At 52.5% G+C, this 1,241-nt stretch carries 3 protein-coding genes; all 3 read left to right on the top strand.

Features of this window, described 5'->3' with window-relative positions; translation table 11 throughout:
- Nucleotides 1–290 (top strand): serine hydrolase (locus R8N47_RS23505; protein WP_318185892.1); only part of this gene is annotated, 290 nt, incomplete at its 5' end.
- A 144-nt stretch (nucleotides 291–434) separates the two neighbouring features.
- A complete protein-coding gene (gene aadB, locus R8N47_RS23500; protein ID WP_000381802.1) occupies nucleotides 435–968 on the top strand; it encodes an aminoglycoside nucleotidyltransferase ANT(2'')-Ia in 534 nt (177 codons plus the stop codon).
- Nucleotides 969–1,029: 61 nt separating this feature from the next.
- Nucleotides 1,030–1,241, top strand: a 212-nt coding sequence (locus R8N47_RS23495) for a hypothetical protein (protein WP_318185891.1), incomplete at its 3' end; no start/stop codon positions are given.

Genomic DNA, 1,241 nt, shown 5'->3' with positions numbered 1-1,241 from the left:
AAAAAAGTTATGATTTTATTTGGAAAATTATGAGAGAAACAACAACAGGAAGTAACCGATTAAAAGGACAATTACCAAAGAATACAATTGTTGCTCATAAAACAGGGACTTCCGGAATAAATAATGGAATTGCAGCAGCCACTAATGATGTTGGGGTAATTACTTTACCGAATGGACAATTAATTTTTATAAGCGTATTTGTTGCAGAGTCCAAAGAAACTTCGGAAATTAATGAAAAGATTATTTCAGACATTGCAAAAATAACGTGGGATTACTATTTGAATAAATAAAAAACTACCGCTAACACTGGCTCATAGGCAATGGCGGGTTGAAGTGCAATTTGCAAAGTCGGTAGCCCGCCCGAGCGTTTTCTCGGTTTGACAGGAAAGGCTCACGCAAACCGCCACTGCCCATAGCCCAAACCGTTAGGCCGCATGGACACAACGCAGGTCACATTGATACACAAAATTCTAGCTGCGGCAGATGAGCGAAATCTGCCGCTCTGGATCGGTGGGGGCTGGGCGATCGATGCACGGCTAGGGCGTGTAACACGCAAGCACGATGATATTGATCTGACGTTTCCCGGCGAGAGGCGCGGCGAGCTCGAGGCAATAGTTGAAATGCTCGGCGGGCGCGTCATGGAGGAGTTGGACTATGGATTCTTAGCGGAGATCGGGGATGAGTTACTTGACTGCGAACCTGCTTGGTGGGCAGACGAAGCGTATGAAATCGCGGAGGCTCCGCAGGGCTCGTGCCCAGAGGCGGCTGAGGGCGTCATCGCCGGGCGGCCAGTCCGTTGTAACAGCTGGGAGGCGATCATCTGGGATTACTTTTACTATGCCGATGAAGTACCACCAGTGGACTGGCCTACAAAGCACATAGAGTCCTACAGGCTCGCATGCACCTCACTCGGGGCGGAAAAGGTTGAGGTCTTGCGTGCCGCTTTCAGGTCGCGATATGCGGCCTAACAATTCGTCCAAGCCGACGCCGCTTCGCGGCGCGGCTTAACTCAGGTGTTACCGCAGCGAAATGGCCGGGCTGGTCAAGCGGTACGGTGACGACCTCAGCAAGTGCGACTTTATCGCGGCCATGAAGCTGGCCAGCAAGGGCCGGGAGCCGGACGAGATCGGCAAGGCCATGGCCGAGGCCAGCCCCGCCATCATGGAGCGCAAGACGGGCCATGAGGCCGATTACATCAAGCGTACGGTGCAGAAGGTGATGGAGCTGCCGCAGGTGCAGGA

The sequence above is a fragment of the Vibrio sp. 2132-1 genome, assembly GCF_033344315.1.
The sequence above is the reverse complement of the archived record's forward strand: the minus strand, read 5'-3'. Positions and strand labels throughout refer to the sequence as shown.